At 66.8% G+C, this 728-nt stretch carries 1 protein-coding gene; it reads right to left on the bottom strand.

Annotated features, from left to right (window positions below):
* Positions 1-728 (bottom strand): RNA polymerase sigma factor (locus CCN51_RS50765; protein WP_086861200.1); only part of this gene is annotated, 728 nt, incomplete at both ends.

The raw sequence follows: 728 nt of genomic DNA on the forward strand, positions 1-728 counted from the left end.
GCGTCACCCCGTAGACCTTGCCGATCTCGTCGAGCGTCTTCGGCTGGCCGTCGGTCAGGCCGAAGCGCATGGAGACCACGCCTGCCTCGCGCTCGCTGAGCGTGTCGAGGACGGAGTGCAGCTGCTCCTGCAGCAGCGTGAAGCTCACCGCGTCGGCCGGAACGACCGCTTCGGAGTCCTCGATCAGGTCACCGAACTCGCTGTCGCCGTCCTCACCGAGCGGGGTGTGGAGGGAGATCGGCTCGCGGCCGTACTTCTGGACCTCGATGACCTTCTCGGGGGTCATGTCGAGCTCCTTGGCCAGCTCCTCCGGGGTGGGCTCGCGGCCCAGGTCCTGGAGCATCTGGCGCTGCACCCGCGCGAGCTTGTTGATGACCTCGACCATGTGCACCGGGATACGGATGGTGCGGGCCTGGTCGGCCATCGCCCGGGTGATCGCCTGACGGATCCACCAGGTGGCGTAGGTGGAGAACTTGTAGCCCTTGGTGTAGTCGAACTTCTCGACGGCGCGGATCAGACCCAGGTTGCCTTCCTGGATGAGGTCCAGGAAGAGCATGCCGCGGCCGGTGTAGCGCTTGGCCAGGGAGACCACCAGTCGGAGGTTGGCCTCCAGGAGGTGGTTCTTGGCCCGGCGGCCGTCCTCGGCGATGATCTCCAGTTCGCGCTTGAGCTTGGGCGCGAGCTTGTCGGAGTTGGCGAGCTTGTCCTCGGCGAACAGGCCGGCCTCG

Source organism: Streptomyces milbemycinicus (assembly GCF_002154605.1).
In the GTDB taxonomy this organism is placed as follows: Bacteria; Actinomycetota; Actinomycetes; order Streptomycetales; family Streptomycetaceae; genus Streptomyces; species Streptomyces milbemycinicus.